Here is a 22,688-nt window from a genome sequence, read left to right as displayed (position 1 = left end):
CCGCCGCCCGCCTTCGCGCGCTCCCCGCCTCCGGACCCGGTCCGGCGGCGGGGAGCGCGCGTGCGCGGTCATACGAGGGAGACCGGGAGCCGGTGCACTCCGTAGATGCTCATCCCGGTGCGCAGCGGGACCTCGGCGGGCGGTACGGCCAGGCGCAGCGCCGGGAAGCGGCGCACGAGGGCGGGCAGGGCGACGCGCATCTCGACGCGGGCGAGTTGGGCGCCCAGGCACTGGTGGATGCCGTGGCCGAAGCCGAGATGCCCGGTGGCCCTGCGGCGGATGTCGAGGGTGTCGGGGTCGGGGAAGCGCTCCGGGTCGCGGTTGGCGGCCTCGACGGACAGGGTGACGGTCTGGCCCGCCCTGATGGTGCGGCCGTCCAGCTCGATGTCCGCGAGGGCCACCCGGACCATGGTGTGGGCGACGCTGAGGTAGCGCATCAGTTCTTCGACGGCACTGTCGGCGAGGCCCGGATCGGCACGCAGCGCGGCGAGTTGCTCCGGATGGGTGAGCAGGGCGAAGGTGCCGTGGGCGAGCATGTTGGCGGTGGTGTCGAGTCCGGCGCCGAGCAGGAAGCCGCCCAGGCCCGCGAGCTCCTCCTCGGTGAGGTCACTGGCGGTGAGGTCGCCGAGCAGGTCGTCCGTCGGCGCGGCCCGCTTGGCGCGGACCAGGTCGAGCATGTACCGCTGCATCCCCGTCACGGCCGCGATCCGGTCCTCGGCGCTCGCGTCCAGGCTCATCAGGGTGTGGGTGTGGGACTGGAAGGTGTCCCGGTCGGCGAACGGGACGCCGAGCAGTTCGCAGATCACGAGGGCGGGGACGGGCTGGGCGAAGGCCGGCACCAGGTCGGTTTCGGCACCGCCGCGCGCCATGGCCTCCAGGTGGTCGGCGGTGATCTCCTCGACCCGCTGGGCGAGCAGGCGCATGCGGCGGACGGTGAACCGGCCGGCGAGCAGCCGCCGGTAGCGGGTGTGCTCGGGGGCGTCGATCCCGGTCATGTCGCCGACCGGCGCCGGGGGCAACGGGCCGGCGGGACCCCCCGGTAACGGCAGGTGCATCAGCTCGTACCGCGAACTGAACCGGGGGTCGGCGAGGACCTCGCGGGTCGGACCGTAGCCCGTGACCAGCCAGCCTTCGTGGCCGTCGGGACAGGTCATCCGGCTGACGGGGTGCCGGGCGCGCAGCCCGGCGAGCTCGGGGGGCGGGTCGAAGGGACAGCCGGCGGGGCGGGCGGTGGGCAGGGCGGACAGCGGCGGCTCGGTCACGGTGCCTCCTGGGGCGCGGGCGGGGGCTACGGGCGAACGGATCGACGAGCGGACGGGCGGCGGAGTGCGGCAATGGGCCGCACCGCCACTTGCACGGCGTGCAAGTGGCTCGACGCCCACCGTAGGGCAGGAATTGCACGGCGTGCAAGAGATCGATTGAACGGCGTGCAAGCGTCCACTACGCTGTGCCCGTGCCCCGTGAGACCCTGAACCGCGACCAGATCGTCCAGGCCGCCATCGACCTGCTCGACGCCGAGGGGATCGAAGGCCTGAGCATGCGCAAGCTCGGCCGGCAGCTCGGATCGGCGCCCACCGCCGTGTACTGGCACGTGGGGAACAAGGAGAACCTCGTCGTCCTCGCCGCCGACCGCGTGTGGGGGGAGATCGAGCGGCCGGACCCGGCCGAGGTCGGATGGCGCGCCGCCGCACGGGCCCTCGTGCACGACGCCCACGCCATGACCCTGCGCCACCCCTGGCTCATCACCGCCGTCAGCACGCACTTCGTCTACGGCGACGGCATGGCCGGCCTCCAGGACCACAGCTACGCGGTCTACGAGGCCGCGGGCTTCACCGGCCCCGATCTCGACTGGGCCGTGAACACCGCCTTCACCTTCCTCGCGGGCGCGGCCATCGACGACGCGGTCAAGGCGGCGATGGTACGGGCGCGGATCCGCCCGGGCCGGGGCGCGGAAGGCGGGGCCGAAGAGGACGTCGTGACCTGGGCGACCGGGATCGCGTCCCGGTACCCGCGGCTGCGCGCCCGCCTGGAGGCGCAGGCGGGCGAGGACCCGGACCATGCGGCACGCCGGAAGTTCGAGTTCGGTGTCGAGGCCATTCTCGACGGCCTCGAAGCACGCCTCGCCGCCACAGGCACCGCCGCTGCCACCGCGCCCTCCGCCACCACCGCCCCCGGCCCGGACGGCGGTGACCTGCGGCCACAGCGCTAGCATGGGGCCAGGGCGTGAACGGCCGTCAGGGGGAAGCGTGGACATCGGCGCCGTGGTCGTCGCAGTGGCCGGCATGGCCGGCACGCTGGGGGGAGCCTTCCTCACCCAGCGTGCCGCAGAACGGGCGAAGGTCCGGGAGCTGGACCTGCTCCGCGCCCAGGAGCAGACCCGCGACGACCTGCTGCTGCGGCGCACCTGCTACGCGGAACTCAACCGCGACGCCCGCCAGTTCACCACGGCGCTCACCCACCACCTGCACCTGCTGCGCGACGGTTCCGTCGAGGACGCCGACCGGCAGGCACTCGACGAGGCGAAGCGGGCCCACCGGGACCGGTACTCCGAAGCGCAGATGATCGCGCCCGACGAGGTGCTCGTCCACGCAAGTGCCGTCAACAAGGCCCTGACCGAGGTCTACGGCCGGGTCAAGCGCCTGGAACGCGGCGACGCGGACGCACCGGGGGACACCTTCGACGCCGTGGCCGCGGCCCGGGACGGGATATGGGACCTGCTGCGGGACATGCGCGCCGCCATGCGCCACGACCTCGGGGTGTCCCCCGCCGGATGACGGCGCCGCCGCGCCGGCACACCCCCCGGCCGCGCCGTCCGTGCACTGCTTGACCCTCCCCCTACGTCAGGCTCCAGGCTCGGTGCGACGGAACGGAAAGGTCGTTTCATGAGTTATTCGGTCGGGCAGGTGTCCGGATTCGCCGGGGTCACCGTGCGCACACTGCATCACTACGACAAGGCGCAGCTGCTGTCGCCCAGCGAGCGCAGCCCCGCCGGCTACCGGCGCTACGGCGACGCGGACCTGGCGCGGCTCCAACAGATCCTCTTCTACCGCGAACTCGGCTTCACGCTCGACGAGATCCGGACGATCATGGCCGATCCCGACGCGGAAGCCCTGACCCACCTGCGGGATCGCCACCGGTCGCTGAAAGAGCAGATCACCCGCCTGCAGAGCCTGGTGGAGGTCGCCGAGCGGGCCATCGAGGTTCAGCAGACCGGCGTACGGCTCACCCCGCAGGAGCGGTTCGAGGTGTTCGGGGAGGTCGCGTTCGACCTGAGCTACGCGACGGACGCGCACCTGAAGTGGGGCGGGAGCGAGGGCCACCGGCAGTCCATGGCCCGGGCGGCCGCCCACACCAAGGACGACTGGCGCACCCTGATGGCCGAGGCGGCGCGCTGGCGGCGAGCGCTCGTCGCGGCCTTCGAGGACGGGGCGGCCTGCGACAGCCCCCGCGCCATGGACCTCGCCGAGGAGCACCGCGGGCACATCGGCCGCTGGTTCACGCCGTGCCCGCCGGAGATGCACTGCCGGATCGCGGACGAGTACGTCGAGGACGCGCGCGCCTTCGCCCTCGTCGTGCCCGCCCCCGAGCAGCGGCCGGGGCTCGACCAGTACCTGCGGGACGCCGTCCACGCCAACGCGGGGCGGGCGGGGACGCGATGAGGGTACTGATCCTGGCCGCCGGCTCGTACGGCGACGTCGCCCCCTACACCGGGGCGGGCCGCCGGCTGCTGGACGCCGGCTTCGACGTCACCCTGGCGGCGCCCGAGCAGTTCGCGGACCTGGTGGAGCGGGCCGGGCTGGACTTCCGGGGCATCGCGGCCGACCCGACCGGGGGGCCCGACGGCGGCGGGGGCATGATGCGCCGGGCCTCCGTCTTCATGCGGGAGCTCGGGCAGGGCCTGGCAGCGATCGCCCCGTCCGCCGCGGCGGGCGGCGGGGCGGGCGGCGGGGCGGGCGGCGCCGGCGGGGCGGACGTCCTGCTGCTGTCCACGACGACGGCGCCGCTCGGCTGGCACCTGGCCGAGGCCCTGGGCGTACCGGCCCTGGGCGTGTACCTCCAGCCGGTGGCCCCCACGAGGTGCTTCCCGCCCGTGGTCGCCGCCGGCCGCTCCCTCGGCCCGCGGGGGAACCGGGCCGCGGGCCGCCTGGCGCTGCGCGTGGTCGACCGGATGCACGCCGGGGCCGCGCGGGAGCTGCGCCGCACCCTGGGTCTGCCGCCGGCCGCCCAGCGGGCGGTGCGCGAGCGGCAGGACCGGGCCGGGTGGACGGTCCTGCACGGCTTCTGCTCCGCCCTGCTCCCCCGCCCGGACGACTGGCGGGCGGGCCTGGAGGTGGTCGGCAACTGGTGGCCGCACTGCCCGGACGACGCCGCGCTCCCGCCGGAGCTGGCCGACTTCCTGGACGCCGGGCCGCCGCCGGTGTTCGTCGGCTTCGGCAGCATGGCGGCCGGCGAGGGCGAGCGGCTCGCCGACATCGCGGTACGGGCCCTGCGGGAGGCCGGCCTCCGCGGCGTCCTGCAGGTCGGCGCGGCGGGACTGCACGCCACCGGTGACGACGTCCTGACCGTCGGAGAGGTGCCGCACCAGCTGCTCTTCCCCCGTACCGCGGCCGTGGTCCACCACGGGGGCGCCGGTACGACGGCCGCCGCACTGCAGGCAGGGGTGCCGGCGGTGCCGGTACCGGTCACTGCCGACCAGCCGTTCTGGGCCGGACGGGTCGCGGCCCTGGGCGCCGCCACCGCACCGATCCCGTTCGGGGGGCTCACCGTGCCCGCCCTGGCCCGAGCGCTCCGCGACGCCGTGGAGGAGCAGGGGCACCGGGCCCGGGCCACTGCCGTCGCCCGGCGGATGGCCGCCGAGGACGGGGCGGGGCACGTCGTCCGGGAGGTGGAGCGCCTGCTGTCCCGCTGACGGCCGGGACGACCGCGGGCCGGGCGGGGCGCGGGCGGCGGCCCGTCCCGCAGCCCACGCGGTCGCCGGCACGGGCCGGCCGGGTGGGCGGTACCGGCGCCCGGGCGAGGCGGTCTTCCGGGCGGGCCCGGGGGTGGGGCAGGATGCCGACGCACCGGAACCCCGTCCGGTCGCCGGGCCCGGCGACCGGACCCGACCGCACCCACGGAGGCCCGTGTGGCACCGCAGGACCAGGCGAGGCGGGACGAGTTCTACCGCGACCCCTACCCCCGCTACACCCGCGCCCGCCGGGCCGAGGGCCTGGTGTACGTACCGGAAGCCGACGCGTGGCTGGTGGCGCGCGACCGGGACGTACGGGAGGTGCTGCGCCGCGCGGAGGACTTCTCCTCGGCGCACGCCCTCCTGCCGGACGTGCTGCCCTCGCCGGAGGCGCTCGGCGTGCTCGCGCGGGGATTCGAGCCGCGGCCCACCGTCGTCTCCTCGGACGGGGCCGCCCACCGCCGGCTGCGGGCCCCGCTGAGCCGGGGACTGTCCGCGGCCCGGGTCGCAGCGGTCGTCCCGTACGCCCGCACCTGCGCGCAGGGGCTGGTGGACGCCTTCGTCGCGGACGGTCGCGCGGAGCTGGTGGCGGCGTACGCGCGGCGGCTGCCCGGGCTGGTGATCGGACGGCTGATCGGGCTGGACCCGGCGGACGCGCCCGCCGCCGTACACGGCGGCTACCGGGCCGAGGAGCTGGCCTTCCGCCCCCTCCCGGCGCAGGCGCAGGCGGCGGCCGCGGAGGACGTGGTCGGCCTCCAGCACCTGCTGGACCGCCTCGCCCGCGACCGGCGCGACCGCCCCCGCGACGACCTGTGCTCGGAGCTGGTGGCCGCGTTGGCCCCCGGGGGCGCGGAGTTGACCCCCGACCAGCGCCACGAGCTGGTGGCGGCCCTGCAGAACCTGCTGATCGCCGGCTTCCTGACGACGAGCGCGCTCATCGCCACCACCCTGCTGCACCTGCTGGCCGACCGGGAGCAGTGGCGGATGCTGTGCGCCGACCCGGGCCTGATCCCGGGCGCGGTGGAGGAGGGCGCCCGCTTCGACGCGGCCGTCCAGGCCTTCCGCCGCACCACGACCAGGCCGGTGACGCTCGCCGGGACCGAGCTGCCCGCCGGCGCCACCCTGCTCGTGGCGTACGGGTCCGCCAACCGCGACGGGCAACGGTACGAGCGGCCCGCCGAGTTCGACGTCCGACGCCCGGCGGACCGGGGCCACCTGGCGTTCGGGCACGGCCCGCACGGCTGTCCGGGATCGCGGCTGGCCCGGGCACAACTGCGCCTGACGCTGAAACTGCTGACCCGTCGGATGCCGGACCTGCGGCTGGCCGCGGACCGGCCGCCGCCGCGGATGCGCCCGACCCTGGTCCACCGCTCGCCGGAGGTGCTGCACGTGACCTGGTAGGCCCGTCGGTCAGGCCTCGAAGCGCCAGTGCTGCCAGGCGTACGGGCCGCAGTTGCGGAGGTTGACGCCCGCGTGCTCGTTCGGGTCGCCGCTGTTCTGGATGCTCAGGCACTGGTTGTTGACCTGGGTGCGCAGCCAGGCGCCGTCTGTCCGCCACTGCTGGTTGGGCAGGCCGTGGCAGTCGCCGACCGCCTGGGCGGCGGCGTCGACCTCGCCGTTGCGGACGTCGAGGCAGTGGAGTTCGGCCAGGTTGCGCAGCTTGCCGGCGTCCCAGTACCAGAGCTGGTTGCCCGTGCCGCGGCAGGTCTGCACCTCGACGTTGTCGCCGTTGGAGGCCAGGCACTTGGCGTTCAGGGCCGTGACGATCCGGAAGGTGTTCGCCGCGTGGGCGGGCGGCGCGGTCACGAGGAGGGGCAGGCCGGTGAGGACGAGCGCGGGAAGGCCGCGCAGCAACTTCTTGATCACGGTCGTGGGTCTACCGGGCCGGGGCGGGCCGGCGACAGGGCGGCGGGAGGCAACCCACCCGGACGGACGAGTGCCTTCACCGCAGAAACGGTCATGTGCGCAGGCCCGGCGAGGCCGGTGGCCCGCCTGTACGCGGCCCGTACGGTCGCGGCGGGCGGCGCCGTGCCGTTGCCTCGCGGGCCCCTTGATCGTTCGACGTCTGACGGGTGGTCATCGGTGGAGCGGGTCGAGGAGTTGTGGTGCGGGTGCGGCGCAGGGCGGTACTGAAGGCGGTGCCCGGTGGTGTACTGACGGCCCTGCCGGCCGCGGCCCCGGCCGGGGCCGCAGCGGCCGGCGGGACGGCGGCCGACGGGGCGGCGGGGGCTCCGGTCGCGCGGGCCGCGGCCGGCGGCCCGGTCAGGCTCCGGTTCACGGCGGCGACCAACGGCGCGGCGACCGCCACCGCCTCGGGCGACCGCGTCATCGCCGAGGTGCAGAACGTCCTCTGGGCGGTGCCCCCGGGCGGGGGTGCCGCGACCCCCCTCACCCCGCCGGACCTGGAGCCGTGCCGTCCGGTGTTCTCCCCCGACGGTCGCCAGGTCGCGATGGCCGCCTACCGTGGCGGCGCCTTCCACGTCTGGGTGATGAGACCCGACGGTTCGGGGCTGCGGCAGCTGACCGACGGCATGTTCGACCACCGGGCCCCCGCCTGGTCACCCGACGGGCAGACCCTCGCCTTCTGCTCCGAGCGCGGCGGCGATCCGGTGGCGGGCAGCCCGTACCGGATCTGGACGGTCGGTGTCCGCGACGGGCGGCTGCGTCGGCTGACCGGGCCGCCCGGCCGGGACGACGGCCCCGGCCGGGCGGCGGAGTGGGAGGACTACGACCCCGCCTGGTCCGCGGACGGCACGCGGGTCCTCTTCGTACGCGGCACCGTCGAAGGGGACGCCCTCACCGCCCGGACCCTGGCCTCCGTCGCGGCCGGGGGTGAGGGGCCCGTACGCGTCGAGCACACCGCCGCCGAGGGGCGGCTGCTCGCCCCGTCGGTGTCCCCGGCCGGGCGGACCGCCTGGCTGTGCGCACTGCCCGGACCGCGCCGCGCCGAGGCGATGACCCTGTTCGTGGACGGCCGCCGGGTCCCCCTCGAAGGGGACCTCGCCCCCGCTCCCCCGCGCTGGATCGGCGACGACGACCTGCTCGTCACCGTCGACGGCCGGTTCCGGGTGATCCGCCCCCATCGGGACCACACCGGCCGTGAGATCGCCCTCGACGCGGTGCTGGAGGTGCAGCGGCCCCGGCCGCGGGTCAAGGAGTACGTCCTGGAGGCCGAACGGAAGCAGCCCGTCCGGGGGATCCACCTGCCCTGCCTGTCGCCCGACGGCCGCACCGTGGCCTTCGCCGCCCTCAACTCCCTGTGGACCGTGCCCGTCGGCGGCGGCACCCCGCGCAGGATCCTGCGGTCCCCCGCCACCGCCTACGTGCAGGGCCCCGTGTGGACCCCGGACGGCGCGGCCCTGCTCTACACCGACGACCGGTCCGGCCTGAACGCGGTGCGCCGCCTGGACCCTGCGACCGGCCGGGACACGGTCCTCGCCCCCGGCGGCCGCGTGTACGGGGTCCTCTCCCCGGACGGCGAACGGCTCGCGGTCCTGGACCTGGCCGGCCGGCTCCTCGTCCGCGACCTGGCCACCGGCACCGACACCCCGCTGGTCGCGGCGCTCGGCGGGGGCGGCCTGCCCGGCCGGCCCAGCTGGTCGCCCGACGGCCGGTACCTCGCGCTCTGCGACCGCAACCGGCTGAACCGGCGCTTCCGCGAGGGGTACAACGTCATCCGGATCGTCGACACGCAGGCCGGGAAGGACCGGCTGCACGCGCTCGCCCCGCACACCTCGCTCTCCGACCGGTACGCCAGCGGGCCCGTCTGGTCGCCCGACGGCCGCCACCTGGCCTGCGTCAGCGAATCCGCCCTGTGGCTGCTGCCCGTGGGCCCGGACGGCACTCCCTCCGGGCCGGCCCGCAGGCTGACCGACGAACCCGCCGACCATCCGTCCTGGTCGGCGGACTCCCGCACGCTGCTGTACCAGTCGGGGGCCCGGCTGAGGCTGCTCGCCCTGGACGCCGCCGGCCGCGCCGACGGCGCGCCGCGCACCGTGCCGGTCGTGCTGTCCTACCGGCGGCCCGCCCCCGTCGACACGGTCGTGCACGCGGGCCTGCTGTGGGACGGCACCGGGGCGGCGCCCCGCGCCGACGCCGACGTCATCATCAGCGGCGGCCGGATCACCGCCGTCGAACCGCACCGGTCGGCGCGCACCCGGCGGGCCGGCCGGTTCGTCGACGCGTCCGCCGCGACGGTGCTGCCCGGCCTGTGGGACGCGCACGTGCACTCGTACCCGTACACCTACGGGGCCCGCCAGGGCCTGCTACAGCTCGCGTACGGCGTCACCACCACGGTCTCGCTCGGCGGCTCCGCCCACGAGCAGGCCCGGCTCCGCGAGGACATCCGGGCCGGACTGCTCACGGCTCCCCGCCTGCTGGCCGGCGGGGAGCTGCTCGACGGGCCGCGCGTGGCCTACAGCATGGGCCGCGCCCACCGCACCCGCGAGGGCTTCGCGAGGACCCTCGAACGCGCCGCGGAGCTGGACTGGGACTTCGTCAAGACGTACGTGCGCGCCCCCTACCGGCAGATGGAGGAGGCCGCGGTCTTCGCCCACGAGCGGCTGGGCGTCCTGGCCGGATCGCACCTGTGCGCGGCGGGGATCCAGTCCGGGCAGGACCTGACCACGCACCTGGTGGCGACCGAGCGCGCCGAGTACGGGCACGGCTGCACCCCGGGAGGCCGCACCCACCAGGACACGGTGGCGGTGTACGCGCAGGGCGGCTTCGACCTGATCGCCACCCCGTTCACCGCGCTGCCGCTGCTCGGCGCCGACCCGGCGGCGGCCGCGGACCCGCGGGTGACGGCGCTGATGCCGCCCTGGGACGTCGAGGAGGTGCGGGTGGCCGCGGCACAGCCGCCGACCGCCGAGCAGCTCACCGTCCTGGAGCGGGAGGTCGACACGTACCGGCAGGTCCTGCGGGAGGGCGGCCGGGTGGCGCTCGGTACGGACGCCCCGCTGGTCCCCGTCGGCCTCCACCTGCACCTGGGGCTGCGGGCACTGGTCCGGTACGGGCTGACCCCGGCCGAGGCGCTGACGACCGCGACGCGCACCCCGGCCCGCGTGTTCGGGGTGGCGGAGCACCTCGGCACGGTGGAGCCGGGCAGGCTGGCCGACCTCACGCTCGTCGACGGCGACCCCTTCACGGACTTCGCCGCGCTGATCAGGGTCCGGGCCGCGCTGCGGGGCGGGGTGCTGTTCGAACGCCGGGCCCTGGAGGCCTCGGTCCCGGAGGCTGCCGGCGCGGCGACCCGCGGCGCCGGCCCTGCGGAGGCGGGTGCGGAGTCGGAGGAATGGCTCGCGGTGACCCGGCAGATGCTGCGGGACGGCTGCTGCCACATGTGACGGGCGCAGAGGGTCCTCAGAGGGTCTCGAGGAACTCCCGGACGGCGCGGGAGAAGCCCTCCGGGTCACCGAGCTGCACGAAGTGGTCGGTATCCAGGGGCCGGTACGTGGTCCGCGGGCGCCGGGCCACCATCTCCAGGGCCTGTTCCCCGGGCAGCACCTGGCTCTTGCGCCCGTGGACCAGCAGTGCGGGGCACCTGCCGGCCAGCCACTGCTCCCAGTGGTCGCCGTGCACGCCGCGTTCGGAGTCGACGGTGTCCTGCGGGTGGAAGGGCAGCCGCCAGCCGCTGCCGTCGGGCAGGGGGCGCAGGGCCGGCGCCACCATCGGGCCGACGGGGCCGCAGGCGGCGATCAACTCCTCGCGGGTGGCGGCGGTGTAGGGGAAGCCGAGGACGAAGTCCAGCGGGCCGGTCCCGTCGTCGGGCAGGTCGGCCGGGGAATCCACGTTGATCACGGCTTCGACGAGTCCGGGGTGCTCGGCGGCCAGGTGGTAGGCGTTGATCCCGCCGAGGGAATGGCCGAGGACGACGGCCCGGTCGAGGCGGAGGTGCCCGAGCAGTGCGACGAGGTCGGCGAGGTAGCCGGACCGGCCGTACTCGGGGGCCCGGTCGGAGTCGCCGTGCCCGCGCTGGTCGGGGGCGATGACGCGCCACTGCGGGGCGAGGCCGGCGGCGAGCGGTGTGAACGAGGCGCCCTCGGAGAGGTGCCCGTGGAGGGCGAGGACCGGGCGGCCCGGGCCGCCGGAGTCCAGGTAGGACAGGGTGCGGCCGTCGATGGTCAGTTCGGCGCGGAGCAGGTCGGCAGGCATGTCGGATCTCCCGGATCGGGTGGCTGCGGATCAACGAAAGCGACTATACAGATGTCTCATACGTATGTTCAATACGCTTGTATAGATTGGCGGCCCGGGCCGGTCGAAGGTGCCGGCCGGCATGAGTACGCGAACGTCCGCGAGTGAGCAGGATCAGGACCGGCCGCGGTCGTCGCCGCGGGCCCGGCCGAGGCTCCGCCGGCCGAGGATGCCGCGGAGGTGCCGCGCGAGCTAGGCGCTGCTGGCCTGGTACGCCGAGTCGAACGAGCTGCTGCTGCGTGCGCTGCGCGAGGCCGGCCCGGAGCGCGAGTGCTGGACGTGGTGGAGCGCCGGCGTGTCGCCGGCGAATGGCCGGGGCGTTGCCCGTCGCCGGGTGCACGAGGTGCTGGTACACCCCTACGACGCCCGGCGAGGGCGACCCGCGGGTGTTCGAGCAGCTGATCGCCTGGGAGCCCGAGGAGCAACCCGTTCCCTCAGGCCCGCCCGCGGCAACCAGCCCGACTCGAAGGGGCGTTGGCCCCGGGGCCCGGTCCGCGCCTACGGGCGCCCGGCGGCGAGTTGCTCGCCCAGCGGGCTGCGCCGGTACAGGACCTGCCGGCCGTGCCGGGCCCGGGTGAGCAGCCCGGCCGCGTACAGCACGCGCAGGTGCTGGGAGACGGCGCTCGGCGTGACCCGTAGGCGGCGGGCCAGCTCGATCGTGGCCAGCGGCTCCGCGAGCAGTCCGAGCAGCCGGGCCCTGGGCGCGCCGAGCAGCGGGACGAGGGCCTGCGCGGCCCCCGGACCGGCTGGCCCTGCGGTGCCGAGCGGACCGGCGGGACCGAAGTGGCCGGCAGGGTCGGCGAGATCGGTGGCCCGGGCGGGTACGGACCCGTACCCGGATCCGACCCCGGCTGCGACCGCGGGAGCGGGTGGCCAGAGGGTCGCCACCCCGCGGCTCGGGTAGAGCAGCGAGGGCGGTTCGTCGGGGCCGACGGGCGGCGCCGGCTTGTGCGCGAACACGCACGGCACCAGCAGCAGGCCCCGGCCGGCTGCCCGCGCCTCGTACCCGCCGATGGTCCGGTGGATGCGCAGCACGCCCCGCGGTCCGCCGTCCTCCCAGCGCAGTTGGGGATGCATGTCGGCGAAGAGCAGCCGGGCGCCGCCCCGCGCCAGTTGCCGCGCCCGGTAGGTCATGTCGGCTTCGGCGACCAGCCGGATCTGCGGCCACACCGGTCTGACGGCGATCTCCCAGTACCTGTGCAGGAGTGCGCAGATGCGGTCGCGGAGCCCGGCGACCGCGGCGTCATCGCGGGCGGGGGGCCCGTCCACGACCGCCCGCAGCGCGGCGGGGAGCGGGTCCGGTGCGTGCGCGGCCAGCAGGTCGCGGCGGACCGTCCCGGGCGGGGTGCGGCGTACCACCGCCAACTCGTCCTCGAAGGCGGGTTCGAACGCCGTGGGCCGTGGAGTGAGGAAGTCGGGGAGGGTGAGGCGGTCCGCGACCAGGGCCATCAGCAACCCGGTGTCCAGGGCGCCGAGTCGGCCGAGGACGGACCGGCGCCACGGCAGGTGGAGCGCCGACACCCCGGGATCGCGCAGGACGCGCAGGCTCAGGACGGTTTCGCTCAGGGGAGAGATGGCGAACCTCGTGTCGGCGAGGTCCTCGACACCGAGCTCGAAACTGATCATTAAGCCTTACGCTACATCAGTTGGCAGGGCCGGTCCGGTGCCGTGGACTTCCCTCCATGACCTCCCCGTTCCCCGCCCCCCTGCCGGACGCGGTGCCCGGAGCGGCCGGATGAGCCGCCGCCTCGTGCTGATCCTGGCCGTGACCTGCGCCGTGGCCGTGGGCAACCTGTACTTCCCGCAGGCCGTCGGCCCGCTGATCGCCGCCGGGCTCGGCGTTCCCGCCGACGAGGCGGCACTGGTGGTCACCGCCACCCAGATCGGCTACACCGCCGGGATGGTCCTCCTGGTACCGCTCGGCGACCGGATCCGGCACCGCCCGCTCCTCGTCGTCCTGCTCTCCCTCACCGGTCTGGCCCTGCTGGGCGCGGGCTGCGCCCCGGCCCTGCCGCCGCTGGTCGCCGCGAGCGCCCTGGTCGGGCTGACGACGGTGGCCGCGCAGATCATCGGCCCACTGGCGGCCGGCCTGGTCGCCCCCGACCGGCGGGGCGTGGTGCTCGGCACGCTGCTGAGCGGGTCGACCGGGGGCATGCTGCTGGCCCGTGCGTTCAGCGGGGTGCTGGGCGAGTGGCTGGGCTGGCGCGCCCCGTACCTGGTGGCCTCGGTCGTCACCCTCGTCCTGGCGGCCGTCCTGCGGCACGCGGTGCCGGACACCGCCCCGGACGCTTCCGCCGCCCGCCGCCCGTACGGCGCGTTCCTCGCGGAGCCGCTGCGGCTGCTGCGCGCCGAGCCGGAGCTGCGCCGCTCCTGCTTCTACCAGGCCGCCGCCTTCGGCGGGTTCTCCGCCGTCTGGACGAGCCTGGCCCTGCTGCTGACCGGGCCGGTGTACGGGATGGGAGCGCAGGCGCTGGGCCTGCTGGCCCTGGTCGGCGGGGTCACCATGCTGTGCACCCCGCTCGCGGGGCGCCTCGTGGACCGGCACGGCCCGGACCTGGTGAGCCTGGTCTCGCTGATCGGCATCCTCGTGGCGGCCGCCGTCCTCGCGGCGGGCGGGCTCGGCGGCGCTGCCGGGCTGGCCGCGCTGACCGTGGGCACCCTGCTGATGGACACCGCCATGCAGTCCGGCTCCGTCGCCAACCAGTCGCGGGTGTACGCGCTGCGCCCGGACGCCCGGAGCCGGCTCAACACCGCCTACATGGCCTGCGCGTATTCGGGCGGCACCGCGGGTTCCTGGCTCGGCGTGCGCGCCCACACGTGGTGCGGCTGGCCCGGCGTGTGCGCGCTGCTCGGCCTGCTCGCCTGCGCCGCACTACTCCGCCACGTGGTCGCACGCCGCGGCCGGCCCGGTACGACGGTCAGGCCGTACGCGCAGGCCGGCGAGCCGGGCGGCAGGTGAAGGGGGCGGCAGGTGAAGGGGGCGAGGGCGGGCCGTAGGTGAGGGCGGGCGGGGCGCGGGCGGAACCCGTCCGCCTCCGCGCCTTGTTATCCTCACGCGCCGCCCGGTCGGGCGCAGACGGTGGAAACGGGTGGGGTGGATGGACGGGAAGGGCGTGCCCGCCGGGCTCGCCGCGGTGGCGGACTCGGCCGCGGAGCTGATCTGCGGCGACGGCGGCAGCGTCAGGGCGTACGAGGAACTGCTCGACGCGGTGGTCCGCCGGGCCGGACGTGACCGGGTCGGGCTGGCCGAGGTCCTGCGGCCGGTGGCGGACCACTGGAGCGGGCTCCACCGGCCCCGGACGCGCGCGGCGCAGCGACTGCTTGCCGTCGTACGGGCCGCAGTGCAACCCGTCGGCGCCGAGCCGAGGGCTGCCCGGGCCGGCGGCGGCGACTGGCTGGAGACCTGCCAGCACGAGGCCGCCCGCCTGGTGATCGACGAGCGCGTCGCGGAGGTCTGCGGGTGGCTGCGGGACGGTGTGACCGTGCCCATGCCCATGCTGCTGGCCGCGCCCAGCCGGGCCGGCGGTGCGGTGGACCCGCGCGACCTGGTCATGCGGCTCACCGAGTACGAGCAGGCGGGCGCCCGCCCCGGGCCCGCCGACCTCGGGCAGGCGCTGCTGCGCTGCGGCGGCGGCCCCGTCGACCGCGAAGTGCTGCGCGCGGCGGCGGAACTGACGCTGCCCGAGGGGCCGCGGGTCGCCGCGTGGCTGCGGCAGGGCGGGCTGCCCCGACCCGAGTGGACGGTGGAGCAGGAGCCCGGTCCGCCGCAGCCGCCGAGCCGGCGGCGCGGGGCCCGGGTCGGGCGCCGGGTCCTGGTCGGCACCGGGGAACTGCCCGGGCGGGGCGACTTCCCCCGGACGTTCTGGCCGCTCTTCCGCCGGTTCGAGCCGCTGATCGGCTGCCGGCACCTGCTGCTCGGCCACCGGGAGCGGCATGCCGCGGCCGTCCTGCCCTGGCACCCCGAGATCGTCGCGGCGCGGATGCTGGCGGAGGTCGCGGCCACGGCCGACCAGGACGGGCCGGGTAACGCGGGCGGCGCGGAGTTCCTGCCGGCGCTGGCGGCGAGCGAAGGGCCGCCGGGTCCGGCCGTGCACCTGGCCCTGGCGTACGGGCTCGGCGCCGGCCCCGACGCCGACCGGGAAGCAGCCGTGGCCGCGCTGACCGCCCTCGCCGCGCGGGACCGCCTCGACGGTGCGCTGCTGGGCGGGGAGTTGGCCCGGCTGGTGCTGCTCGGCACGCTGAGGCTGCCGGTCGTGACGGAGTCCCTCCGGGCGGCCGCCGGGACCGCATCGGCCGGGGCGGCGGGCAGCGGTGCGGTGGGCGGGCGCACGGCGGGCGGAGGCGCCGGTGTCGTGTGGCCGGTGCTCGCCGCGGCGTTGCCCGGGCTGCTGGCGGCGGTCCGGGCGGGCGCCCTGCCCCGGCACCACCCGCCACTTCTCTCCCTGGCCGCGGACTGCGCCCGTGACTCCGGGGCGCGCGGCACGGTCGTCGGGGTCGAGGAACTGGCGGGGCGCCCGGGCTCGTCGCAGGCCGTACGGGAAGCCCGCCGACTGCGGAACACCCTGGCGGCCGCGTAGCCCCGCGCCCGTTCCGACCGACTTGACCACCGCCGAGGAAGCCGGCTGCACCGTACCGGACGGTCAGGACCCGGTAGGCCTCTGCGGCGCGCCGTCCCGCGGCCGCCCGTCGGCCCCGATCCCCTGACAGCGCGACGGCCCTCGCACGGGTGCCGCGCACCGGGTCGCGTGCGCCGTCGTACCCGCCCGGCGCGACGGAAGGCCCTCGACGACGGGACGGCCGCCCCCTCGGGCGCCCCGGGATCCGGCCGCACGTTCAACCGACTGGTGCTGCTGCACCCGCTGGGGAGGAGCCGACCGAGACGGTCCTGTGCGGACACGACGAGGAGCCCGGCGGCTGTACGCCGCGGCCCACGGCCCGGACCCGGCACGTTCGGGCTTCCGAGTGGTCCGCCCCGGCCCGCACGCCCGGCCCGGCCACAGGGCGGCGCCTGCTCACGCCGAGCGCCGTGCCCGGGAGGCGGCCCTGACCGTGCCGGAGGCCGGGCCGGCCGGGCCCGATCACCGGAGCCCGGAGGCCCTGAGGTCCCGCGCCCGCGAAGCGGCGCCCGCCCGGCCCGCCACTGCCTGCGCCCGCTGCGCATGCCGTCCGCACCGGGACGCGTCCCCCGCCCGCCCGCCCGGCGCGCCGTGCGGACGGGGCGTCAGCCCGCCGCGGCGGCGAAGGCTCCGGTGCGGGCCGCCGCGGCGGTCGCGCGCGCCGCCCGGTCCGGGAGGGCGGGGTCGGGTGCGGTGCGCAGCAGCAGGAGCTCGTGGTAGAGGGGGGCGGTCGCGGCGACGAGCAGGGCGCGGGGGGCGGTCTCCGCGGGGACTTCGCCGCGGGCGGCCGCGCGGGCGACGACCACCGCGCAGCGCTCGTAGCGGTCCTCCCAGAAGCGGCTCAGCGCCGCGGCGGCCTCCGCCGAGCGGAAGGACGCGGCGATCAGGGCCGTGGTCAGGGTGGGGCCGGACGAGAGCGCCTCGTACAGCTCCTGGTTGAGGGCGGTGAGGTCGCCCTCCAGCGTGCCGGTGTCCGCCGGCTGCCAGGTGTCGTCGGCCGCGGCGTCGAGGACGTCGGCGAGCAGGCCCCCCACGTCGCGCCAACGTCGGTAGACGGTCGTGCGGTGGACGCCGGCCCGTTCGGCGACGGCGTCCACCGTGAGGCCGTCGTACCCGGCTTCGAGGAGGAGGGCGCCGACGGCCTCGACGACCTGGGCGCGGACGCGGGCGCTGCGACCGCCGGTGCGGCGGCGCACGGTCGGCGCGGAATTGCCGCTTGCGGGGGTGCTGGAATCCATGGCAGCATCTTAACGCAACATCCGTCGATTTAAGGAGTTCCCGGTGCTCGTCTTCCGCAGCCCGCGCCGCACCTTCCCGCACCCGCCCGCCACCGAACCCCTGGAGCCGCCCCGTGACCGCACAGCTCACCGCCCTTGACGTCACCAAGTCCTACGACGGCCGCCCCGTCCTCGACTCCGTCACCTGTTCCGTCCCCGCCGGCGCCCGCCTGGGCATCGTCGGCGAGAACGGATCCGGTAAGTCCACGCTGCTCCGCCTCCTCGCCGGCGTCGAACGCCCCGACCGCGGCGAGGTCATCGCCCGCGCCGACGGCGGCATCGGCTACCTGGCCCAGGAGGAACACCTCCCGCCCCACCTCACCGTCCAGCAGGTGATCGACCGGTCGCTCGGCGAACTGCGCGCCATGGAGGAGGACATGCGACGCCTGGAGGCCCGGATGGCCGACTCGGGCGACGACCCCGCCGTGCTCGCCGCGTACGCCGACCTCCTCACCGCCTTCGAGCTGCGCGGGGGGTACGAGGCCGACGCCCGCCTCGAACGTGCCCTGCACGGCCTCGGACTGACGGGGCTGGAGCGCCGCCGCACCGTGGCCGGGCTCTCCGGCGGCGAACGGGTCCGCCTGCGCCTCGCCTCCCTCCTGGCCGCCGCACCCGAGGTGCTGCTGCTCGACGAGCCGACGAACCACCTCGACGCCTCCGCACTCGCCTGGCTCGAAGACCACCTGTGCAGCCGGCGCGGGACCACGGTCGCCGTCTCCCACGACCGCGTCTTCCTCGAACGGGTCACCACCGCACTGCTGGAGGTCGACGGCGACCTGCACACCGCCACCCGCTACGGCACCGGCTACCCGGGCTACCTCGCCGAGCGGGCCGCCGAGCGGCAGCGCCGGGTCCAGGCGCACCGCGAGTGGCAGGCCGAGGTGGCGCGGCTGCGCGACACGGCCGCGACCACCGCCCGCCGCGTCGCACCGGGCCGGGCCATGAAGGACGGCAACAAGATGGCCTACGACCGGGCCGCCGGCCGGGTGCAGCAGTCCCTGGCCGGCCGGGTCCGCAACGCCGAGGAGCGGTTGTCGCGGCTGCTCGCACGGCCCGTTCCGGCCCCGCCGCCACCGTTGCACTTCACGCCCTCCCTGGACGCCGCCGCGCGGCCGGGTGTGCTGCTGCGGGCCGACGGCGTACGGGTGGACGGCCGCCTCCGGCCCGTGGACCTGGCCCTGTCGGCCGGTGACCGGCTGCTGGTCACGGGCCCGAACGGCGCCGGCAAGACCACCCTGCTCGGCATCCTCGCCGGTGCCGCGGCCCCCGACCGGGGGCAGGTGGTCCGGCACGGGCGGATCGGCCTGCTCGCACAGCAGCCGCGGTCGGCGCCGCCCGGGCGCACCCTGCTCGCCGCGTACGCCCACGGGCGCGCCGGCACCGCCGAGGAGCATGCCGAACGGCTGCTGGCCCTGGGCCTCTTCGGGCGCGAACGGCTGCACGTCCCGGTCCCGGCGCTGTCCGCCGGGCAGCGGCAGCGGCTGGCCCTGGCCCGGCTCGTCACCGAACCGGCGGACGTCCTGCTGCTGGACGAGCCGACGAACCACCTCTCCCCCGCCCTCGCGGAGGAACTGGAGGCGGCGCTGGCCGACTTCGCCGGTGCGGTGGTCGTCGTCAGCCACGACCGCCGGCTGCGCGCGCACTGGCGGGGCGCCCGCCTGGAACTCGCGCCGGCCGCCCCGGCGGCCGTCGCCACGGCGGCCGTCACCACCGCCGCCGTCGCCGCCTGACCCCCCGAATCCGGCCCGGACGAAAGGAACCCCTCCCCCGCATGCCTGCCCCGCAGATCCACAGCTTCCCCGTGTCCGACCCCGCTTCCGGCCCGTACGCGCTCGCGGCCGGCCCCGACGGCGCGCTCTGGTGCACCCTCGTGCACACCGGCCGCATCGCCCGCCTGACCCCCGACGGCCGGATCGACGAACACGCGCTGGACTCCGCCGGCTGCGGGCCCGCGCACATCACCCCGGGGCCCGACGGGGCCCTGTGGTTCACCCGTATGCGGGACGACCGCATCGGCCGCATCGACACCTCCGGACACGCCCGCTCCTACCCCCTCCCCCGCACCGCCGCCGGGAGCACGGCCACCCCGTACGGCATCGCGGCGGGGCCCGACGGCGCCCTCTGGTACACGCGGGCCGGCGCCGACCGGATCGGCCGGATCGCCACCGACGGCGACGTGGAAGAGTTCCCGCTGCCCTGCACCGGCGGCTTCCCGGCCTTCATCACCGCGGCCGCGGACGGCGCCCTCTGGTTCACCCTGAACCGGGCCGGCGCCCTCGGCCGCATCACCGTCGAAGGCCGGACCACCCTGTACCCGCTGCCCGATCCGGAGTGCGGACCGGTGGGCCTGACGGCCGGCTCCGACGGGGCGCTGTGGTTCACCGAGATCACGGCGGGCAGGATCGGCCGGATCACCCCCGACGGCGGGATCACCGAGTTCCCTCTGCCCGATCCGGGCTGCCGCCCGCACGCCATCACGGCCGGCCCGGACGGCGCCTGCTGGTTCACCCAGTGGGCCACGGGCCGGGTGGCCTCCCTCTCCCCCGACGGGCGGGTCACCGAGATCCCGCTGCCGCAGCCCGGCAGCGAGCCGCACGGCCTCGCCTTCGGGCCCGACGGGGCCCTCTACACGGCGCTGGAGCACGGTGCGATCGCCCGCGTCGTCACACCGGCCGGGCCCGCCGCCCCCGACTGCGCGCACCGCCCACCCGGCCTACGCTGATCAGGTGACACGTTCCGCTCCGGAGGTGAGGCGATGTCCGGGTTCCGGAGGGCGGCCGCCGTCCTGGGCGCAGGTGCGGCGAGCACGCTGCTGGCGGGCTTCGCGGCACCGACCGGCAACGGGGTCGAGGACCAGAGCGCGCAGGTGATCGTCAAACGGGCGCGGGCCGAACTGGCCGGCGCCCGCTCGGTGCACATGGTGGCGAAGGTCCAGGACACGGCAGGGGCCACCACCTTGGACCTGCGCCTGGACGTGAAGGGCAACTGCGTCGGCAGCGTCACACTGCCCAAGGGCGGCGGCCGGGCCGAGATGGTCAAGCGCGGGCAGGACGTCTGGCTGAAGCCGGACAAGGCCTTCCTCACGTCGCAGGTACCGGGGTCGGCCGGGGAGGACGCCGCGGCCCTGATCAACAACCGCTGGATCCACGGCAGCGCCGAGAACGCCCTGTTGCGGGGCCTGGTCCAGGTGTGCGACCTGGCCGACTTCCAGCGGACGTACACCGCGCGGCCCGCCTCGGAGAGCCTGACGAAGGGCAGGACGACCACCGTCGACGGGGACGCGGCGATCACGGTCACCGGACGCGACGGCGCCGACACGGCCACCTACTACGTGGCCACCGAGGGCAAGCCGTACCTGCTCCGGGTCGAGGGCGTCGAGAACGGCCAGCGGGGCCGCGCCGACTTCTCCGACTACGACGAGCCGGTGCCGGCGAGGACGCCGCCGCCGGAGAAGTCCGTGGACCTCTCCGACCTCCGCTGACGGAGCACCGCTCAGCCGTCGGCGCCCCACCGCCAGACCAACTCCCCGCCCTCGGGGACCGCGGCCCAACGGGCGGCGGCCGCGTCCAGGCGGGGGCCGGTGCGGGCCAGGGCGTCCGGGCCGAGCGGCGGGCTGCCCACTCCCCGGCCCTGCGTGGGCAGGCCCCGCCACACCCGGTACGCCCAGTTCACGGAGAGCTCGGCGGCCAGCACCGCGTCACCGCCCCGGCGCAGCACCTTCAGGCCGGACCTGCGGTGCCGGCCCGGTGCGGTCGTCTCGAAGCCCTGGAAGGTGGCCCCGCGGGCCATCGCGCCCCAGAACCCGTCGTCGATGCCGAGGGCGGTCTCGACGACGGCATGCACCAGGTCGTGCGGCATCGTGGGGCCGGTCGGCCCGGCGGGCAGCCTGACGTCCGGGCCCTTGCGGTGACGGACGAGGATCTCGTGCTGGTTGTCCGGCAGCTTCCGGAAGGACATCTCCATCGCGAGGGAGGGTAGGACAGCTGCGCCGCCCCGGCCAACGGAATTCCGGTCAACCGCGGGGCGGGCGGGTCGCGGTGACGACGTAGTAGTCGATGAGGCGGCGGTCGTAGGCCCGGAAGAAGTTCCGGGGCCAGGTGCCCGGCGCCCACAGGCGGGCCAGCCAGGTGTCCCAGCCCGGCCAGACCGCCGGGCCGATCGACCGGGCCCGGGCGTCCGCGAGCCCGGCCGCACCGAGCGCGTCGGTGAGCTCTGCCACCGGGCGGGCGATGTCCAGGCCGGTCTCGAACGTGTGGAGGAGCCCGGCGAGTTCGGCCGGGCGGTCGGGCGCGTCGTCCACGGTGAAGAAGCTGGCGACGGCCAACCGGCCGCCGGGCCGCAGCACCCGCGCCGTCTCGGCGGCGAAGGCGGCCAGGTCCGGGAAGTGCTGGGCGGCTTCGACGCTCACCACGGCGTCGAACTCGCCGCCCCCGAACGGCATCCGCTCGGCGGCTCCCCGGACGAACCGCAGCCTCCCGGGTTCCGCGCGCAGCAGCCCGGCGTGCGCGTCACGCGCCCGCTCCAGCTGCTGCGGGTGGATGTCCATGCCGGTGACGCCGGCGGGCCCGTACTCGCCGAGGGCGAGCGCGCAGCCCATCCCGAGGCCGCAGCCCACCTCGAGGACCCGCAGGCCCGCGAGCGGTCCGGCGGCCTCCAGGACCTGCCGGTACAGGTCCTGCTGGCTACGGATCCGCTCGGGCTGCCCAAGCGGGGCGGCCAGGTCGATCCCCTTCCAGTAGCCGAAGTTGATGAACCCTCCGGCGAAGACGGACTCCCGGCTCAGATCCGCCGGACCGTACGTCTCCTCGACCGCCGGCCGCATGGCCGGGTAGGACTCCTGGGCACCGTGGGCCACGATGTGACACCTCCTGGAACGCACTGCGTCGCGCCGACCCGGTCAGTCTGGCACCTCCGGGCCGGCGCGCGGGCGGCCCGCGGCGTCAGTCGGCCATCGCGGAAGGGGCCGCCACGGCCCCGGCGGTGCGGGTTCCGGCCGAGGCCATGCCGAGCCAGGTGTGCGGATTGCCCTCCCAGCACCAGCCGAGCTTCGGCGCCCGCCGGCTGATCCAGATGGCCGGGACCCGGCGGTCGCCGCTGCGCGAACCGCCCAGCGAGAAGCACTTGTTCGTGACGAGGAGCTGCGGGAAGTGGGTGACGAGCGCGATGCCCTCCTCGATGGTGAGGCAGGTACGGCCCCGGCCGGCGATGACGTCCATGGCGTCCCGGGGCACGGCCCCGCAGAACTCCTCGCCGCGTTCGACGTCGCACAGCAGGTAGGCGTCGCCGTCCGGGAGGACGGTCGCGGGGGTGGCGGTGAACCGTTCCAGCGCGCCGGGTTCGAAGGAGTGGTCGACGAAGCCGGGCAGCCGGCCTCGGTACAGGGCGGTGCGCGGCATCGTCTCCTCGATCGGTGCCGCATCGCGGGTGACGACCAGCAGGAACGGCACGCGGCCGGCCTCCGGGTCGTACGCCCCGGCCGGGACCGCTGCGGCGCGCTCGCGCAGTGGGCCGACGAGGGCGGCGAACCGTGCGGGGTCCAGGCCGGACATCGTCGGGTAGCCGAGGTCGGTCAGGGTCCGGACCTGGCGGTCGAACTCGGCTGCACCGTCGAAAGGGGGCCAGGTCAAAGGTGTCCTCACATCCTGTAGATACAGC

19 protein-coding genes and 1 pseudogene are annotated in these 22,688 nt (G+C 76.2%); 12 read left to right on the top strand and 8 right to left on the bottom strand.

Going from position 1 to position 22,688, the window contains the following annotated elements; genetic code table 11:
- Positions 1 to 68: 68 nt before the first annotated feature.
- Positions 69 to 1,262, bottom strand: coding sequence for a cytochrome P450 (locus ACSHWO_RS31890; protein WP_438317523.1), 1,194 nt, complete (start codon positions 1,260 to 1,262; stop codon positions 69 to 71).
- A gap of 191 nt (positions 1,263 to 1,453) precedes the next feature.
- Between ACSHWO_RS31890 and ACSHWO_RS31885 the strand changes: the two genes are divergently transcribed.
- The 5 genes from ACSHWO_RS31885 to ACSHWO_RS31865 all read left to right on the top strand — a co-directional run bounded on the left by ACSHWO_RS31885 (position 1,454) and on the right by ACSHWO_RS31865 (position 6,349).
- Positions 1,454 to 2,209, top strand: coding sequence for a TetR/AcrR family transcriptional regulator (locus tag ACSHWO_RS31885; protein WP_438317520.1), 756 nt, complete (start codon positions 1,454 to 1,456; stop codon positions 2,207 to 2,209).
- Positions 2,210 to 2,246: 37 nt separating this feature from the next.
- A complete protein-coding gene (locus ACSHWO_RS31880) occupies positions 2,247 to 2,774 on the top strand; it encodes a hypothetical protein (protein ID WP_438317517.1) in 528 nt (175 codons plus the stop codon).
- Positions 2,775 to 2,882: 108 nt separating this feature from the next.
- Positions 2,883 to 3,659: a MerR family transcriptional regulator gene (locus ACSHWO_RS31875; RefSeq protein WP_438317514.1), complete on the top strand. Its 777-nt coding sequence runs from the start codon at positions 2,883 to 2,885 to the stop codon at positions 3,657 to 3,659.
- The gene (locus tag ACSHWO_RS31870) at positions 3,656 to 4,909 is read left to right on the top strand and encodes a glycosyltransferase (protein ID WP_438317511.1); all 1,254 of its coding nucleotides are present in this window, start codon (positions 3,656 to 3,658) and stop codon (positions 4,907 to 4,909) included. Before ACSHWO_RS31875 ends, ACSHWO_RS31870 begins: the two co-directional genes overlap by 4 nt.
- A 216-nt stretch (positions 4,910 to 5,125) precedes the next feature.
- Entirely contained in the window at positions 5,126 to 6,349 is a 1,224-nt protein-coding gene (locus ACSHWO_RS31865) for a cytochrome P450 (RefSeq protein ID WP_438317508.1), read from the top strand.
- A 9-nt stretch (positions 6,350 to 6,358) separates the two neighbouring features.
- On the opposite strand, the gene ACSHWO_RS31860 is transcribed toward ACSHWO_RS31865, so the two are convergent.
- Complete coding sequence (locus ACSHWO_RS31860; RefSeq protein ID WP_404232316.1) at positions 6,359 to 6,814, bottom strand: RICIN domain-containing protein; 456 nt, start codon at positions 6,812 to 6,814, stop codon at positions 6,359 to 6,361.
- 272 nt (positions 6,815 to 7,086) lie between these two features.
- Between ACSHWO_RS31860 and ACSHWO_RS31855 the strand changes: the two genes are divergently transcribed.
- Positions 7,087 to 10,293, top strand: coding sequence for an amidohydrolase family protein (locus ACSHWO_RS31855; RefSeq protein WP_438319319.1), 3,207 nt, complete (start codon positions 7,087 to 7,089; stop codon positions 10,291 to 10,293).
- Positions 10,294 to 10,309: 16 nt separating this feature from the next.
- On the opposite strand, the gene ACSHWO_RS31850 is transcribed toward ACSHWO_RS31855, so the two are convergent.
- The gene (locus ACSHWO_RS31850) at positions 10,310 to 11,101 is read right to left on the bottom strand and encodes an alpha/beta fold hydrolase (RefSeq protein WP_438317504.1); all 792 of its coding nucleotides are present in this window, start codon (positions 11,099 to 11,101) and stop codon (positions 10,310 to 10,312) included.
- A 238-nt stretch (positions 11,102 to 11,339) separates the two neighbouring features.
- Between ACSHWO_RS31850 and ACSHWO_RS31845 the strand changes: the two are divergent.
- A pseudogene (locus ACSHWO_RS31845) lies at positions 11,340 to 11,450 on the top strand (maleylpyruvate isomerase N-terminal domain-containing protein); the annotation flags it as partial.
- Positions 11,451 to 11,638: 188 nt separating this feature from the next.
- Here the strand turns inward: ACSHWO_RS31845 and ACSHWO_RS31840 are convergent.
- On the bottom strand, positions 11,639 to 12,766 hold the full coding sequence (locus ACSHWO_RS31840) for an ArsR/SmtB family transcription factor (RefSeq protein WP_438317501.1): 1,128 nt from the start codon (positions 12,764 to 12,766) through the stop codon (positions 11,639 to 11,641).
- 109 nt (positions 12,767 to 12,875) lie between these two features.
- Between ACSHWO_RS31840 and ACSHWO_RS31835 the strand changes: the two genes are divergently transcribed.
- Positions 12,876 to 14,099 (top strand): MFS transporter, encoded by a 1,224-nt coding sequence (locus tag ACSHWO_RS31835; RefSeq protein ID WP_438317498.1) that lies wholly within the window; start codon positions 12,876 to 12,878, stop codon positions 14,097 to 14,099.
- A 139-nt stretch (positions 14,100 to 14,238) separates the two neighbouring features.
- A complete protein-coding gene (locus ACSHWO_RS31830) occupies positions 14,239 to 15,717 on the top strand; it encodes a hypothetical protein (protein WP_438317495.1) in 1,479 nt (492 codons plus the stop codon).
- Positions 15,718 to 16,361: 644 nt separating this feature from the next.
- On the opposite strand, the gene ACSHWO_RS31825 is transcribed toward ACSHWO_RS31830, so the two are convergent.
- Positions 16,362 to 16,994, bottom strand: coding sequence for a TetR/AcrR family transcriptional regulator (locus ACSHWO_RS31825; protein ID WP_438317492.1), 633 nt, complete (start codon positions 16,992 to 16,994; stop codon positions 16,362 to 16,364).
- Between the two features lie 113 nt (positions 16,995 to 17,107).
- On the opposite strand from ACSHWO_RS31825, the gene abc-f reads away from it, so the two are divergent.
- The 3 genes from abc-f to ACSHWO_RS31810 are packed head-to-tail and all read left to right on the top strand — an operon-like array spanning position 17,108 to position 20,514.
- Complete coding sequence (gene abc-f / locus ACSHWO_RS31820) at positions 17,108 to 18,763, top strand: ribosomal protection-like ABC-F family protein (RefSeq protein WP_438317489.1); 1,656 nt, start codon at positions 17,108 to 17,110, stop codon at positions 18,761 to 18,763.
- Between the two features lie 41 nt (positions 18,764 to 18,804).
- On the top strand, positions 18,805 to 19,755 hold the full coding sequence (locus ACSHWO_RS31815) for a Vgb family protein (RefSeq protein ID WP_438317486.1): 951 nt from the start codon (positions 18,805 to 18,807) through the stop codon (positions 19,753 to 19,755).
- A 33-nt stretch (positions 19,756 to 19,788) separates the two neighbouring features.
- Positions 19,789 to 20,514 (top strand): hypothetical protein, encoded by a 726-nt coding sequence (locus ACSHWO_RS31810; protein WP_438317483.1) that lies wholly within the window; start codon positions 19,789 to 19,791, stop codon positions 20,512 to 20,514.
- An 11-nt stretch (positions 20,515 to 20,525) separates the two neighbouring features.
- Here ACSHWO_RS31810 and ACSHWO_RS31805 read toward each other — a convergent pair whose 3' ends face one another.
- The 3 genes from ACSHWO_RS31805 to ACSHWO_RS31795 form a co-directional block, all read right to left on the bottom strand.
- On the bottom strand, positions 20,526 to 20,996 hold the full coding sequence (locus tag ACSHWO_RS31805) for a hypothetical protein (protein WP_361086818.1): 471 nt from the start codon (positions 20,994 to 20,996) through the stop codon (positions 20,526 to 20,528).
- A gap of 49 nt (positions 20,997 to 21,045) precedes the next feature.
- Positions 21,046 to 21,888: a class I SAM-dependent methyltransferase gene (locus tag ACSHWO_RS31800; RefSeq protein ID WP_385805750.1), complete on the bottom strand. Its 843-nt coding sequence runs from the start codon at positions 21,886 to 21,888 to the stop codon at positions 21,046 to 21,048.
- A gap of 85 nt (positions 21,889 to 21,973) precedes the next feature.
- Positions 21,974 to 22,660: a DUF5701 family protein gene (locus ACSHWO_RS31795; protein WP_385805752.1), complete on the bottom strand. Its 687-nt coding sequence runs from the start codon at positions 22,658 to 22,660 to the stop codon at positions 21,974 to 21,976.
- Positions 22,661 to 22,688 lie beyond the last annotated feature (28 nt).

Origin of the sequence: Streptomyces pallidus (ex Mingjun et al. 2026) (genome assembly GCF_051550185.1) — a bacterium.
In the GTDB taxonomy this organism is placed as follows: Bacteria; Actinomycetota; Actinomycetes; order Streptomycetales; family Streptomycetaceae; genus Streptomyces.
This window is presented reverse-complemented; position numbering and strand designations above follow the sequence as displayed.